Raw genomic sequence first — 14,488 nt, 5'->3', positions numbered from 1 at the left:
AAATAAGGAAGAAGCGGAGGGAGGAAACGATATGGATTATGCATTGACTGTCTTTGATAAAAGCGGGGAACTGTTGCTCAATGAATCTTATACGTTCGATACAGACCAAGAAGCCATTGATCATGGCCGAGAGCGTTTACAGGAAGAATCTTACATGAAAACAACGCATCGTCTCGTGCGTTCCGGAGAATTGTTATTATTTTATCGTTAAATACAATGAGATTGCCCTCTCGTTCAAATTCGAGAGGGCAATCGTTTCTTTTTAAGGGTTTTGGGATACATTCATTTGTTTTCTAAAGACTTCTTTGATCATATAAGCAAGCCCATCCTGATCATTTGACCGCGTCACCCAATCCGCGCTTTTCCGCAGATGAAGGGATGATTGCCCCATGGCTACACCCAAACCGACAACATCCAGCATTTCTTCATCTTCCGTCTTTGCCGCCACCGCGACCATTTCCTCGGGACGAATGCCAAGTTCGCTGCCAAGATAAAGCAATGTTGCTGACTTGTTTGCTTCCTTCAGCTTCAAATGAATGGAAGGCATATCCCCTTCTTGTTCCATAATGCTTAATCCCGGGATACTACTTTCTAGATGATCAATCGCTGCTTCTTTTTCTTCATTGGCATCAAAATCAACTTTTATTCGCAGCGGTGATATGCGATGCAAATCAATGTGTTCGCTCATATGTTCAACAACCGTCTGTGGATAAAATAAAGATTCACTCACGCTGACCGTCATTCTCCCGAGCAGATTTTGCGGTTGGTGCAGTCGATTTGTGAGCTCAAAATTTTCATGTTCAACAACAATCTGGCATCCAAAACGTTCCAACTCAAAAGCTATATCACTTGCCATTTCCACCGGCATTCGCTGAGCATAGAGCGGTTTATCTGCCCGCCCGGCGATAAAAGCTCCTCCGTAACAGATCATTTCGTGTTCCATTCTCAACGCCTTCGCGATTTTATTCGCTTGCTGATAGGAGCGATGAGTAACGAGGGTTACATAAACTCCTTTATTCCGCACAAATTCAATCGCTTCCTTCGTTGTTCTTGATAACCGGCTGTTGTCTTTTAAAATGGCCCCATCAACAGCCAGAGCCAGTAGCCGATAGTTCAAGGTCATCCCTCCTGTTCGTACTCCTTGCCTTAGTAAAACACTATGTCCGAAAAAGGGATTTTAGAACTACTGAGGCGTTTACAGCTTTGTGGTTGTTGTGTTCCTGATAGCTTTCCTTTGATAAAAAAAATTGAGAGCACATGGCTCTCAATTTTTACTATTACTGGTTTTGCTCATCTTCGGGTGTCCCGTACAGCGATTCCAGCGGTTCCGTGATGATTTTATTCATGTCACCGATAACTGTGCTCATTCGCTGTTCTTCTTCCATTAGCTTAGAAATGACTTCATGTTGCTGCACCATTTCAAATTGTTTTTGGGCTTGGCTAATTTCCTCTTCCGAGGGTTGCTCTCCTTGCATTTGCTTATCCTGCAACTCCAATTGAACTTTGCGGAAATTCGAGAGCATTCGGCTTGCAACATCATCTTCTTCCACTTCTTCGTGCAAAGCTTGCAAAGCCTGAAACTCATCGCTTTCCCTTAATGCTTGCGCTAACTCTTGTGCCTTATCATGTAAATTTTCAGCCATGATTTTCCTCCTTTTTATTCCATCTTTGCCGTTTCTTCCTTACGTTACACCTTTTCGAGGATAACATGCCTGTCCATTAAATAACAGTCCAAACCTCATTTTAATTATAAAAGCTATCTACACCCGCCTCTTCCATTATACAAGCAACAGAATCAGCAATCCCTGGACAATCCCGATGGTCCCTCCCAAGATTCCTCCTAAAATTTTAATCATCCGTAATTCCCGGTTGGAGATGTTGACGACGATTTCTTCCAAACGGGCCAACGGAAATGCTTTAACTTGTTCACTTACGATATGATCCAGGCGTAAGGATTTTAGAATTCCGCTCATATTCACTTCCAAAAAACGTCCGGCTTGTTGAATGACTGAATCGGATATTTGATCTACGTAGATGAAATCGATCTTTTCCGCCCATTCATTTACCGGCTTGTGAAATACATCCTCGATGGGGATTTCGTTCATGACGATATCGGTGAGCGCCAAGCGATAATGCTCCACCCTTTCCTCGGAAAGAATGTCGGTTCCTTTTTTCTCCATAACCTTGTCATACTCTTCATGAAGCTTTTTTTGTAACCAATTCTCAATATCCGGGGATGTTAACGCATCTACAACCTCTGGGTACACACGCTCTACCATCTTTTCCGTTCGCACAAACGAGTCCAACATTTGAATGATCGAACCACGCCGTTGAATAAATGTCTGTATAATTCTTTGTACTTGTGCTTTCCCCTCTTTTGAATAGAGATAAGTACGCAAGCGCTCCAGGATCCCATGAGCAACTATCGGGATGAAATCCCTCCCATTTTGGCTCCAATCATCAGGGATGATCTGTTCTATCGTCTGCGTTTGCATGTCCTGCCAATAAACATCGATACGATCATTTACCGCCTTTTTCAGGCGTTCTTCCACTGTCTGATGGGGCTCGGTCCATGACCCGTAATGTTCCGCTATTTCTTGGAGTGAGCGTTCTTCGTTCGACAACCACTTTTTTGCCCCTTCTTTCACCCAAGTGTTTACCTCGTTTTGAAATCGCTGTTCGGTTAATCGTCCTTGCAAACCTTCCACCGTTAACAAATGTTCCATTACAATTCTTCCCAGATGGTGGGCGATGTCCTCGTGACGCTTAGGGATTAAACCCGGTGTAAACGGCAATCGCCAATTCCCAATAAAAATGGATTTTCGTGGGCGAAAGAGCATGGAAACGGCAATCACATTCGTTATAAATCCTATAAAGGCCGCCAATATAGCGGTCAATGCTAAAAGCAACCAACCGTTCATTACAAGACTCCTCAAATCGTAAGTTAATGATACCTTTCGTCCCTGTCTTTAAGACAAGCTTCCCAAAAACATGATACCATATAGACAAACGTTATGAGGAGTTAGAGGAGGCACCTGGTTGCTTACACATTTTCAATTCAAAACACTGAAAGATAATTGGATTAGAAAAGAATGGAAAATTTCTTTTTTTTACAGAGGAAAACATTGCGCAGGAATATATGCACAAGATGGGACCATTAATTGGAATAATAAACCACCTGAAGAGGATTTGAAAAAGGTAGAAATGGAAGTTCACGACTTAATGCTTTATCATGTATATGAAGACCACCACCCCGGATAAACGTAAAAAGGCAGCCGAAGCTGCCTTTTTAGCCATCTGTATTCATTTGTTACCGTTGATAGCCGTTCATTTGTTGTTCAGCCATCTGAACCAAACGCTTAGTGATTTCTCCACCTACAGAACCGTTAGATCTTGATGTGGATTCGCCACCAAGCTGCACATTGAACTCTTGTGCAATTTCATATTTCATTTGATCGAGTGCCTGATCAACGCCAGGTACAACAAGTTGGTTTGAATTATTGCTTGCCATCTTATCTCACCTCCCTTGCTTGGTACCCATAGTTTGTATCGAAATCGGCACTCTATCCTTGATTTCAATTAGTAAGTTCATCCAATAACAAAAAGGAGCGATTTGCTCCTTTTCGTTTGCCGCAATGCTGTGTTTCGGACGCTTTCAAAAGCATTCAGATTTTAATTTCTTCCCTCGCTGTCTTCTTTAAACCGGGTCAACGTTATGCTTTTTGTCCGGGGGGAGCATTTGCTTCTTTGCATATGCCTGAAATCTAGAAACGAGTGTCTGCCTTAAATGAGCAGGTTCAATGATGTCATCTACGACAAGTTCGGAGCCCAAACGATAAATATCAATGTTTTCTTGATACTCTTTGCGTTTCTCTGAAATGTATGCGCTCCTTTCTTCTTCAGGCAATTCGGCGATCTTGTTGGCATAAACCGCATTAACCGCTGCCTCCGGCCCCATGACAGCGATTTGCGCCGTCGGAAGCGCCACGCAATAATCGGGTTCGAAGGCAGGACCGGCCATGGCGTATAGGCCCGCGCCATAAGCCTTTCGCACGATGACGGATATTTTCGGCACTGTGGCGCTTGACATGGCCGAGATCATTTTAGCTCCGTGCCGAATAATGCCGGCTCGCTCAACCTTCGTGCCGATCATGAAGCCAGGCACGTCCGCGAGGAAAAGCAACGGAATATTAAAGGCATCACAGAGATTTATGAAACGCGCCGCTTTGTCTGCGGAATCGTGAAAAAGAACTCCGCCTTTTGCTTTTGGTTGATTAGCGATGATCCCGACCACTTCTCCGTTCATTCGCGCCAACCCCGTGACTAATTCCGGTGCAAATAAACGCTTGATTTCAAAAAAGCTGTCTTCATCAATTAATTTTTCAATAAATTTATACATATCAAATGGAGCATTTTGGTTTGCCGGAATCAGATCGGCCAAATCTCTGTCTCCGGTAATCGGCGCTTTCGCAGCCACGGATTTTGTTTTTTCACGGTAGTTATCAGGAAAATAAGAAAGGTATTGCCGTGCTTTCTCTATTGCATCGGGTTCATCAACAGCAAGAACGTCCCCGCATCCGGAAACGCTGCAATGCATCTCTGCACCGCCCATTTCCTCCAAACTGACCTGCTCGCCGATCACCATTTCCGCCATACGCGGGGAGCCCAAGTACATGGACGCGTTTTCCTGCACCATGATAACCACATCGCAAAACGCGGGAATATAAGCACCGCCGGCAGCCGAAGGGCCGAAGAGCAGACAGACTTGCGGTATTTGACCGGATAAATGTACTTGATTATGGAAAATCCGACCTGCACCCCGCCGCCCGGGAAACATTTCGACTTGATCCGTAATGCGTGCCCCGGCTGAATCAACGAGGTAGAACATCGGACAGCGAAGGTTTTCGGCCTGTTCCTGTATACGAATGATTTTTTCAACAGTACGGGCACCCCATGAGCCAGCTTTAACGGTGGAATCATTGGCCATAAAGCATATTTGTTGGCCATGAATCGTTCCAATACCGGTAATTACCCCGTCCGCCGGTAAATCTCCGGCTTGAACATTCGCGAATTTCCCGTCTTCGAGCGTATACGTGCCATCATCCAAAAGCATACGCAAACGTTCCCTCACAAAATATTTCCCTTTATCTTCATTGCTTTTGTGATATCGTTCAGGCCCGCCTTGTTCAATTTCTTCCACAATGGTTTTATAATTATGTTCTGTCATTGTTACCTCCATTACTTCCCTTTATAAACCGGTGATCGTTTCTCTTTAAATGCCTGGATCCCTTCTAAACGATCGGTGGTCGGCACGGTTTTTTTATAGGCAGCCGTTTCAACCTCCAATCCTGTGGATAACTGTGTATCCAGGCCTTCATCGATCGCTTTTTTTGCTTCTCGCAAGGCAACCGGTCCATTTTCGGCCATTGTATTCGCAAGCGCGAGCGCTTCATCCTCTACCGTGTCAAGCGACGCACTGTATTCCAGTATCCCATACTCCTCTGCTTCTTTGCCTCGAAGCAAACGGCCGCTGTAAATCAATGTTTTCGCTTTCCCGGACCCAATTAACCTCGCTAACCGTTGGGTGCCACCGGCACCGGGGATAATGGCGAGCGTCGTTTCCGGCAGGCCATATTTGCTTTCATTTGCTCCGATGCGAATATCACAGGCGAGCGCGAGTTCAAGACCTCCGCCGAGAGCGCTGCCGTTCAATGCCGCTATGACTGGCTGCGGCATGGAAGCCACTTCATTTGCCAAAGCTTTAATATTCCCTACCACCGCGATAACCTCGTCTTCACTCATTCCTGACCGTTCTTTCAAATCAGCTCCCGCGCTAAACACGCGATTGCCCGCGGCCGCGATTACAACGACATACGTATTTTTGTCTTCTTTTATTTTCTGCAATTGCCCTTGTAACGCTTCAATCATCGGACGGGATAATGCATTGGCAGCATCCGGACGATTAAGCCTGAGCAGAACGATTCCTCGGCCCAGATTTTCTGAACGAATCAGGTCAGTCATGAAAATCTCCCCTCGTTATTCAATTTCAAATAAAGCTTCTCCTTCATCAATAAACTCTCCTTCTGCTTTCATGACAGCTTTAATCTTACCGGCCGCTTCTGCCTCAACGGGGATTTCCATTTTCATGGATTCAAGAATCGCAACCTCTTCGCCGGCCTCAACTGCATCTCCTTCTTGCTTTAGAACCTTCCATAAATTACCTGCCATGCTTGCTTCAATCTTTGCCATTGTAAATCTCCTCGCTTTTTCTAAAAATGTTCATTCACGAAATTAATTGTCACATTCCCGGCTACATAATCCGGATGATTGGCAACTTCCCGCAAAAAAGGAATGTTCGTTTTTAATCCTTGTATATCACATTCCTCTAACGTCTGCTGCAACTTTTTGAGCGTATCTTCTCGGCTGTTGCCGCTGACGATCAGCTTCGCGAGCAAGGGGTCGTAATGCGGCGTGACTTCCGTGCCATTCTGCACGCCGGTATCAAGACGGATGGATGCACCCTCGGGGATGTTAAACGCATCTATCGTACCCGGGGAAGGAAAAAAGGTGTTAGGATCTTCCGCGTAGATGCGCGTTTCAATCGCGTGTCCTTGCAATTGCACCTCTGATTGCTTCATGCCCAAAGGCTCACCCGCGGCTACGTTCAACTGCTCCCTTACGATATCAACCCCTGTGATTTGTTCGGTCACCGGATGTTCCACTTGCAAACGAGTGTTCATTTCCAAAAAATAAAATTCATTATCTTCAACAAGAAATTCAAGTGTGCCGGCATTCTCATACCGTAATGATTTTGCCGCCTGAATGGCAGCTTTTCGCAAACGCTCTAAAAGATCTTCCGATAGATCGAGCGCAGGTGCTTCCTCGATGACTTTTTGGTGGCGACGCTGGATGGAACAATCCCTTTCTCCGAGATGGATGACATTCCCATGCCGGTCGCCGATGATTTGCACTTCGATATGGCGGGGAGACTCCAATGCCTTTTCTATATAAAGCGAATCCGAACTGAAATAATTCATCGCTCTTCTTTGGTTGCTTTGAAAGGCTTTTTTAAGCTTTTCGTCATCTCCTGCTTTTTCCATGCCTATGCCGCCACCCCCGGCAGCCGCTTTGAGCATAACCGGATAACCCTGTTTTTCCGCAAATGAAACAGCTTCATCGGCACTCGCGATCGGTTCAACCGAACCCGGGATAACAGGCACGCCGGCATTTTTCATATGATTGCGCGCCGAAACTTTATCCCCCATAAGCGTCATCGTCTCCGGAGCAGGTCCGATAAAAACGATTTCTTCCTCATGGCAACGTGTGACAAAATCGGGATTTTCAGATAGAAATCCATAGCCCGGATGAATGGCATTCACTCTTGCCTCTTTTGCAATAGCTAAAATTTTATCGATGTTCAAATAGCTCTCGAAAACCTTTGCCGGACCTACTTCATAAGCTTCATCTGCAAGTTGGGTATGTCGCGCGTCACGATCGGCTTCAGAATAAATCGCGACCGCCTTCACTCCGAGTGATTGACAACTTTGAATAATACGGCATGCGATTTCACCTCGATTAGCGACTAAAACCTTTGTAAACATATGCATTCCCCCTACGACGCACAGGATGTGCTAGTACCGGCGTTGCCACAGGACGTTGCGGTCTTAGCCGGCGTACCTTACTAAGGACAACCGATTTCCCTTGATATAACCATGCGCTGGATTTCTGATGTCCCTTCTCCAATTTCCATTAATTTAGTGTCCCTTAACATTCGCTCAATTCCAAATTCACGCATATATCCAGAGCCGCCATGGATTTGCAACGCTTGATTGCACACCCTCGTTGCCATTTCCGATGCAAATAATTTGGCAAAAGCAGCTTCTTTTTTAAAAGCTTTTTTCTGATCTTTTAACCAAGCGGCTTTATGCACCATTGTTCTTGCCAATTCAATTTCCATTGCCATATCCGCGAGCTTGAATTGAATTGCCTGGAACTCGCTTATTTTATGGCCGAATTGTTTTCTTTCCTTGGAATAGGCCAGCGCTTTTTGGTAAGCTCCCTCCGCAATCCCCAAAGCCAGCGCGCCAATGGAAATTCGGCCGCCGTCCAGTGTATGAAGGAACTGTCCGAATCCTTTTTCCGGGTCGCCCAACACATTTTCTTCCGGGATTTCTACATCGGTTAAGACCAGCTCTGTCGTATTGGAACCGCGCACCCCCATTTTTTCATATGGGGTTGTAATCTGGAACCCTTGTGTCTCCGTCGGAACGATAAATGCGGAAACGATATTTTTGCCGCTATCCTTCTTCCCGGTCACAGCGGTAATGATGACCGCTTTTGCATAGGAAGCATTCGTAATCCAACATTTCTCGCCATTAATCACATAGCGGTCTTCTTTTTTTACTGCCGTCGTTTTCGTGCCACCTGCGTCGGATCCTGCGTTCGGTTCGGTAAGCCCGAATGCGCCTAATGTTTCTCCTTTTGCGATCGGTACCAAATATTCTTGTTTTTGGCTTTCCGTTCCGAATGAATACAGCGGTCCGGCTCCAAGTGAAACCGACGCGGCGTAACTGAGCCCGGTGCCGCCACAGGCTTTGCCGACCTCTTCCACTGCCAGTGCATAAGAAATAGTGTCTGCACCGGCACCGCCATACTTTTCGGCAATGGGAATTCCCATGATCCCCAAAGATCCCATTTTTTCAAATAGTTCCTCGGGAAAACGGGCGCTTCGGTCGATTTCTTCTGCTTTAGGAGCAATTTCCGCTGCCGCGAAATCCCGAACCGTATCACGAATCATCTGTTGTTCCTTTGTTAATTGAAAGTTCATGATTCCCTCCTTTAATAACGGCAATACAAACTGAGCAAGCGCTCAATCAGTAGGACTGCTTTCCCTTGCTTATACCATCACCACATACATTCATTCCCGATGGCATAAGGAAAAATTAAAACACAAATTGTAATCGCTTACAAGTAGCGTACTATATGTAAAGGATTTCGTCCACCACTTATTTTCTAGTGTGTTGGAAAAAATCTGCACGTTTTACCTGTAATAATAATGTTAGTTCTAGAGGTTCTGAGGGAATCATAAATATTAACCACTGAGATCAGGAAATTTATATGATATACTTGGGACATGAACATTTATCCTTGTACAAGCAATTTGAAGAGAAGGGAGGATCCCTTGTCTTGGGGTTTGCAATTATACTGGGCATTGTAATCGTCGTTACTTTACTCGTATGGTTTGCCGGGTATTCCGTACTTTTAAAATTTGTTACCCGCATGGAAACACGTTGGCAACGGATTACGCACTTACTTTCACGTGTGGAACAGTCCACGAATGACTTTTTAGCGATCCTTGACCAGCACGGCAAGTTACCAACAGGAACAACAGAGTCACTTGAAAAAGTTATGGAGGATATGCAAGACCCTGCAAATGAACGGGGCGACCAATTGCATGCTTTCGGCATTCTCAACGACCGGATGACTTTTTTATTCGAACAACTGGATGATGACGAGGATCTAAATGACCCTGAACTTACGGAAATCAGCGAAGACTTGAATACGACGCTTACTTTGTTGGAAACAGCGAGTCAATCCTATAACCATGCCGTTGAAAAATATAATAAAAGCCTCACTGTTATCCCGACAAAATATGTAGCGAACGTTCATCAATTTAAACCGCAGCTCATGCTTGATGAAACCGTGCATCGTTTATCGTCTAGCGACCATGCAATATAACTAAATGAATATTAAACACGATATACCGCGAATAAAAAAGCGGAAACGGCGGATAAAGCGCTACATTTCCCTGAGATCCAAAATGGTACTATTATACGGACTATGCTATATTATTAGCAGACAGGGCATAAGTGTTCTTTAAATCTTGCACCAATCATTTAAAGACCCCTGCTAACTTTTTAGTACCCTTCTTGATGCGTGTATGTTGATCTTTGAGCGGCCTTACGAGGTCGCCTTTTTTTGTTTAGGGACAAACGAGCCGGTGCTCCCCACACTTAGCACCGGCGTCGTCAAATGGGCATCCTATTTTCATTTCGTTTTCCGCTGCACGCGTCTCCCGTCAAATGTAAAAACGGTCGGTTTTGCTTGAATGACGCTTTCCAAATGAACGGGACGGCCCCACAGTTGATAAATATAAGGAAGCGTTTTCTCCAAATAATCGACGTCCAGCTCCGTGCCTTCATAATTGTGAGTCAAAAACAGTTCCCCCGCTTTCAAGTAATCCCCGTCGGTTACCGTGATATGGGGAAAACCGCCATTTACCCGCGATGCCACCAATTCATCACGAATGTTCGTCCAATCTTTATCCACTACTTCATAGTTGCTTCCCTTCTTCGCAAATACGTACAAATCTTCCCGTTCAACAAAATCTTGCGTTAGATAATTGCGAATAAATGATTGATCTGTCTCCAGCTCTCTCACCTCAAAGATCTTCTCCCGTCCGCCGCCTGGGATAACCCCTCTTTCCTTCATTCCCTCATCCGGGTTGTCATAGCGTTCCTCTATATCCTCAAATATTTTTAACCCCAGGTAGTAAGGGTTGATGGAGGTTTTTGAAGGAGTGATGACATTCGCATTCAATTGGGAAAATTCAATGGTTTCCGATGAGTTTAACGTCATCTCCCGCATAATTCGTGCATGCCAATACGATGCCCATCCCTCGTTCATGATTTTCGTTTCCATCTGCGGCCAAAAATAAAGCATTTCTTCACGCATCATTGTCATGATATCCCTTTGCCACTCTTCCAGTTCCAAGCTATTCTCTTCAATAAACCACATGATGTCCTTTTCAGGCTCTGCCGGAAACTTCTGTTTTTTCTTTTTCTCTTGCGGTTTCCTCGGCTCATCCTGTTCCCATAAATCTGCGTATGGAGCCGAGACCGGATCGAACTCCTTTTCTTGCACATTTTCACGCCTGCGTTTAATCATACTCGGATCGACATGCTCTTGAATCGCAAGCACGGCATCTAAAAACGTTTCAACTTCTTGTCTCCCGTGTTCTTGTTCATAGCTTGCAATTCGTTCAGCCGTGGCGCCCATGCTTTCCACCATGTCTTGCCTTGTTTGGCGAAAACGGTAGTTGTTCTTAAAAAAATCGCTGTGAGCCAAAACGTGAGCTACGATTAATTGATTCTGGATTAAGCTGTTGTTATTTAATAAAAATGCATAACAAGGATTGGAATTAATGACGAGTTCATAAATTTTGCTTAGCCCCAAATCATACTGCACCTTCATTTTGTAAAATTGTTTGCCGAAGCTCCAATGGGAAAAGCGTGTCGGCATTCCATACGCTCCGAATGTATATATGATATCTGCCGGGCAAACCTCGTAACGCATCGGAAAAAAGTCCAGGCCAAACCCCTTGGCGATTTCTGTGATAGCCTCGATTTTGTTTTCCAGTTGACGCAACTCACCTACAGACATTTCCATCCCCCTCCTGTTTCTATCTTTATCTATATGTTCACACAAGCCAGGGAATGCATCTCATGTTTGATAAACGTCCGTTAGAGGTAATGCAACAGAGAGGAAACACAAGTGGGGCGCCACATTTACCACAAGGGAGGCAACACATGATGAAAAGTATTTATGCAGTCGTTTACGGCGCTGTTCAAGGCGTCGGGTTCCGCAGTTTTGTACATGAACAAGCAGAAAAAAACCATCTTTACGGCTGGGTGAGAAACCGTGAAAAATGGTGCAGTGGAACTCGCTGTAGAAGGCGCAGAGACAACCGTTGAACAATTTATCCAAACCGTCAAAGAGGGAAATACGTTTTCGCGTGTGGAGCGTGTAGAAATAGAGGATGACGCTGCTATTCAACACGGTCAACAGTTTTCCATTCGATCTTAAAGCACGTGTTCTAAAAAGAAGAGATATGACGATCCTTATTCCATAGCAAATGGCCGTTTTCTTCCAGTTTATCCAACGCTTTTTTCGCTGGAAGTTTAGGCAGGAAAAAGGTTTCTGCGAGAACCTCCAGCAAATCTTCTCGCGACTTCATGCTTCTTTTTATTTTCCCCCCATTATGCGTGCGCATAGTTAGCTCTTTATTTTTTAGTGATAACATGCGCCTTTTCCTTACATCCCACTTTTCACAACGCAATTGTTGCATATATTGGGCATCGGGCTGATAGGATTGTCGGATCGTGTCCCGAAAATCAGATAAGTAATAACGGCGGTCGATGGAAAAGGCCCATTTTCGATCCACGATTCGGTCTGCAATCGTCCGAATATACGTGTACTCCCCTTCCTGATCGCCGGCCATCAAAATTACTTTTTCCCCGGCAAAAAGGGGGACATGTGTTTGTCTATGCTTATTTAAAGGTAATGGCGTTAACAGCGGGATAGGTGTTCCAACGTCTACATACAACGGTTCCCCGGTTTCAGGAGCTAAAACAAGGAGAGCCATATGATCCCCGCCCGGCTTAAGGAAAAACACTTGGAAACCGAGGGCTTTTAATAGCCTGGAAAATTGCAGGTTGAGGATGATGCACGTCCCCCCCGTATGATAACGTCGATATCGCCATAAAAAGTGTTCAACATCTTCTGTCACACTGGCTTGATCATGAAAAACAAGTTTACCAATGTTTTCAAAAGGAAAGACATGTCGATGTGCGCTTAATAAATGCTTTAAATAAGGCGTAGATGCTTGTTTCTCAGAAATTCCCAGTAATTTCAAGTAATCATGCACCCATTCCATTCCCATCACCTGGCGCTTTCCTTCAATTAAAGTTGGATAATCGCAGATGAATCTCGGCCATTACGGCTTCTCGGAGTTCCGCAAGTGCTTGATGGGCCTCGGAGGAGGCTGATTTCTTCACTCCGAAGTAGCATTTCATTTTCGGCTCCGTACCCGAAGGCCTTACACATACCCACGATTCATCTTCACATTTGTACTTAAGCACATTCGAAACCGGTAAATGAAGGGAGGTTCGCTTTCCGCTTTCAACGGAGAGCGCATCGCCCCTTTCATAATCTTCGATGACGGAAACAACTTGTTCTTTCCCGAAAGATATGGGCGGTTGCTCGCGCAAAGATGCCAGCAATGCTTCTATTTGTTCTTCTCCCTTTTTCCCCTTCAACGTAATCGATTCAATTTCCTCCCGGAAATAACCGAACCTTTCGTAAAGACTTGTCAATTTTTCTGTTAGTGTACGTCCCTTTCGCTTTTCCGATAGAGCCATTTCCGTCACTGCCGCTGCCGTTTGTATCGCATCTTTGTCACGCACAAACGGTGCCAGCAAGTATCCATACGATTCTTCATAGCCAAACAGGAATGTCCCGTCCTCTAGGCCATCTTCAAAACGTTTCATTTTCTCTGCAATATATTTAAAGCCGGTCAAAGTATCCTCGCATGTTACACCGTAATGATCGGCAAGGGCACGTCCGCTTTCAGAAGTAACAATCGTTTTCAGCACTTTTCCATTGACAGGCAAACCTTCTGCATCTTGTGCCAACAGATAATCGAGAAGAAGAAAGCCGGTTTCATTCCCAGTCAACAGACGATAACCCCCTTCATGCCGCTCATCGGGAACTGCCACTCCCAAACGGTCGGCATCAGGGTCCGTCGCAATCAACAAGTCTGCCTGCCGTTTTCTTCCCAAATCTTTTGCCAATGCAAACGCTTCTGCCTCCTCAGGGTTCGGTTTCGTCACCGTAGAGAAGCCTGGGTCCGGTTCCGCTTGTTCAGGGACAATATGTACATTCGTATAACCATTCGCTTCGAAAGCGCGCTTTAACGGTTCCAATGCCGTGCCATGGAGTGGGCTAAATACAACTTGTATGCCTTTTCCATTTTCTTTTCCCATTTCGGGCTGCCGGAAGATAAAACCAAGTGCTCGATCGTACCGGTTATCCATTTCCGGGGATAATGTATGGATAAGGCCGCCTTCTTCCATCTCTTCTTCATCTGCAATTGGGATTGTCAGTTCATCTTCGATAGCCTCAACATATTCAATAAGCTGTTCGGCAGGCGCCGGCGTCAATTGTGCACCGTCGCTGCCATACACTTTCAAGCCATTGTATTCTGCCGGATTATGACTCGCGGTGATCATGATGCCGGCAGAAGCTTCAAGTTCTCGAACAGCAAACGATAACATAGGGGTAGGCCTTAACGAGGAAAAGAGATCGACTTCTACCTCTTCTCTCGCAAGGGTGCGTGCAGCCTCTGTCGCAAAAAGGTCGGAGTTTTTCCGGGAATCAAACGCGATGGCCACCTTTGCTTTTTCCTCGGTTGCCTTAAGGTAACGGGCTAATCCTAAAGCAGCTTTTCGCACCGTATAACGATTCATCCGATTCGGTCCCGGCCCAAGCTCCCCGCGCATCCCGCCGGTGCCGAAGGTGAGGCCACGGTAAAAGCAATCTTCCAATGCCGCTTCGTCTTCCCTACGAATCAGCGCTTCCAGCTCGGCGCTTAATTGCCTGTCATCCTGCAATCCATTCCGCCATCGTTTTATCGTGTCGTACATGTTCA

17 protein-coding genes are annotated in these 14,488 nt (G+C 45.4%); 5 read left to right on the top strand and 12 right to left on the bottom strand.

Annotation, left to right across the window (positions count from 1 at the left end; translation table 11 throughout):
* Positions 1–31: 31 nt before the first annotated feature.
* A complete protein-coding gene (locus tag EPH95_RS17780) occupies positions 32–211 on the top strand; it encodes a YhzD family protein (RefSeq protein WP_142091283.1) in 180 nt (59 codons plus the stop codon).
* Positions 212–262: 51 nt separating this feature from the next.
* On the opposite strand, the gene EPH95_RS17775 is transcribed toward EPH95_RS17780, so the two are convergent.
* The 3 genes from EPH95_RS17775 to EPH95_RS17765 form a co-directional block, all read right to left on the bottom strand.
* Complete coding sequence (locus EPH95_RS17775) at positions 263–1,117, bottom strand: HAD-IIB family hydrolase (RefSeq protein WP_160141845.1); 855 nt, start codon at positions 1,115–1,117, stop codon at positions 263–265.
* Positions 1,118–1,277: 160 nt separating this feature from the next.
* A complete protein-coding gene (locus tag EPH95_RS17770) occupies positions 1,278–1,643 on the bottom strand; it encodes a YlbF/YmcA family competence regulator (protein WP_142091281.1) in 366 nt (121 codons plus the stop codon).
* A gap of 135 nt (positions 1,644–1,778) precedes the next feature.
* Entirely contained in the window at positions 1,779–2,921 is a 1,143-nt protein-coding gene (locus tag EPH95_RS17765) for a DUF445 family protein (protein WP_142091280.1), read from the bottom strand.
* A gap of 118 nt (positions 2,922–3,039) precedes the next feature.
* On the opposite strand from EPH95_RS17765, the gene EPH95_RS17760 reads away from it, so the two are divergent.
* The gene (locus EPH95_RS17760; RefSeq protein WP_142091279.1) at positions 3,040–3,261 is read left to right on the top strand and encodes a DUF5342 family protein; all 222 of its coding nucleotides are present in this window, start codon (positions 3,040–3,042) and stop codon (positions 3,259–3,261) included.
* Positions 3,262–3,310: 49 nt separating this feature from the next.
* On the opposite strand, the gene EPH95_RS17755 is transcribed toward EPH95_RS17760, so the two are convergent.
* From EPH95_RS17755 to EPH95_RS17730, 6 genes are all read right to left on the bottom strand, one after another.
* The gene (locus EPH95_RS17755) at positions 3,311–3,511 is read right to left on the bottom strand and encodes an alpha/beta-type small acid-soluble spore protein (RefSeq protein WP_114375769.1); all 201 of its coding nucleotides are present in this window, start codon (positions 3,509–3,511) and stop codon (positions 3,311–3,313) included.
* A gap of 186 nt (positions 3,512–3,697) precedes the next feature.
* Positions 3,698–5,227, bottom strand: a complete 1,530-nt coding sequence (locus tag EPH95_RS17750; protein ID WP_405127403.1) for an acyl-CoA carboxylase subunit beta — start codon at positions 5,225–5,227, stop codon at positions 3,698–3,700.
* An 11-nt stretch (positions 5,228–5,238) separates the two neighbouring features.
* Positions 5,239–6,021, bottom strand: coding sequence for an enoyl-CoA hydratase-related protein (locus tag EPH95_RS17745; RefSeq protein WP_142091277.1), 783 nt, complete (start codon positions 6,019–6,021; stop codon positions 5,239–5,241).
* Between the two features lie 15 nt (positions 6,022–6,036).
* Positions 6,037–6,249, bottom strand: coding sequence for an acetyl-CoA carboxylase biotin carboxyl carrier protein subunit (locus EPH95_RS17740; protein WP_142091276.1), 213 nt, complete (start codon positions 6,247–6,249; stop codon positions 6,037–6,039).
* Between the two features lie 20 nt (positions 6,250–6,269).
* On the bottom strand, positions 6,270–7,601 hold the full coding sequence (locus EPH95_RS17735) for an acetyl-CoA carboxylase biotin carboxylase subunit (protein WP_142091275.1): 1,332 nt from the start codon (positions 7,599–7,601) through the stop codon (positions 6,270–6,272).
* A gap of 80 nt (positions 7,602–7,681) precedes the next feature.
* Entirely contained in the window at positions 7,682–8,827 is a 1,146-nt protein-coding gene (locus EPH95_RS17730; RefSeq protein ID WP_142091274.1) for an acyl-CoA dehydrogenase family protein, read from the bottom strand.
* A gap of 359 nt (positions 8,828–9,186) precedes the next feature.
* Here EPH95_RS17730 and EPH95_RS17725 point away from each other — a divergent pair, with 359 nt between their 5' ends.
* The gene (locus EPH95_RS17725) at positions 9,187–9,738 is read left to right on the top strand and encodes a LemA family protein (protein ID WP_160141844.1); all 552 of its coding nucleotides are present in this window, start codon (positions 9,187–9,189) and stop codon (positions 9,736–9,738) included.
* 309 nt (positions 9,739–10,047) lie between these two features.
* Here the strand turns inward: EPH95_RS17725 and EPH95_RS17720 are convergent, their stop codons facing one another.
* A complete protein-coding gene (locus tag EPH95_RS17720) occupies positions 10,048–11,442 on the bottom strand; it encodes a SpoVR family protein (protein ID WP_142091272.1) in 1,395 nt (464 codons plus the stop codon).
* Between the two features lie 53 nt (positions 11,443–11,495).
* Here EPH95_RS17720 and EPH95_RS19885 point away from each other — a divergent pair, with 53 nt between their 5' ends.
* Together EPH95_RS19885 and EPH95_RS19570 are read left to right on the top strand one after the other, a co-directional pair.
* Positions 11,496–11,753 (top strand): acylphosphatase, encoded by a 258-nt coding sequence (locus EPH95_RS19885; protein WP_405127402.1) that lies wholly within the window; start codon positions 11,496–11,498, stop codon positions 11,751–11,753.
* A complete protein-coding gene (locus tag EPH95_RS19570) occupies positions 11,701–11,865 on the top strand; it encodes an acylphosphatase (protein WP_264371967.1) in 165 nt (54 codons plus the stop codon). The genes EPH95_RS19885 and EPH95_RS19570 overlap by 53 nt, the downstream gene beginning before the upstream one ends.
* Positions 11,866–11,875: 10 nt before the next feature.
* On the opposite strand, the gene EPH95_RS17710 is transcribed toward EPH95_RS19570, so the two are convergent.
* Positions 11,876–12,715, bottom strand: coding sequence for an arylamine N-acetyltransferase (locus EPH95_RS17710; protein WP_160141843.1), 840 nt, complete (start codon positions 12,713–12,715; stop codon positions 11,876–11,878).
* A gap of 22 nt (positions 12,716–12,737) precedes the next feature.
* Positions 12,738–14,483 (bottom strand): phospho-sugar mutase, encoded by a 1,746-nt coding sequence (locus EPH95_RS17705; protein ID WP_142091270.1) that lies wholly within the window; start codon positions 14,481–14,483, stop codon positions 12,738–12,740.
* Positions 14,484–14,488: the final 5 nt, after the last annotated feature.

This window comes from Salicibibacter halophilus, assembly GCF_006740705.1.
Taxonomy (GTDB): Bacteria; Bacillota; Bacilli; order Bacillales; family Marinococcaceae; genus Salicibibacter; species Salicibibacter halophilus.
This window is presented reverse-complemented; position numbering and strand designations above follow the sequence as displayed.